The organism is Nocardioides antri, from assembly GCF_008373765.1.
Classification (GTDB): Bacteria; Actinomycetota; Actinomycetes; order Propionibacteriales; family Nocardioidaceae; genus Nocardioides; species Nocardioides antri.
Map to the genome: position 1 here is coordinate 1 of NZ_VUJW01000062.1, position 228 is coordinate 228.

1 protein-coding gene is annotated in these 228 nt (G+C 42.1%); it reads right to left on the minus strand.

All coding sequences use genetic code 11. The annotated features are described in order from the left end of the window. Positions 1 to 228: ubiquitin-like protein (locus F0U47_RS22620; protein WP_223162850.1), on the minus strand; the 228-nt coding region annotated here is incomplete at both ends.

Consider the following 228-nt stretch of genomic DNA (forward strand, 5'->3'; position numbering starts at 1 on the left):
ATGGTGTCAGATGCTTCAACTTCTAGTGTGATGGTTTTACCGGTAAGTGTTTTCACAAAGATCTGCATGCCACCACGCAGTCTCAAAACCAAATGCAGAGTAGATTCTTTCTGGATATTGTAGTCAGATAATGTACGACCATCTTCAAGCTGTTTGCCAGCAAAAATCATTCGCTGCTGATCTGGGGGAATTCCCTCTTTATCCTGAATCTTGGCTTTCACATTCTCA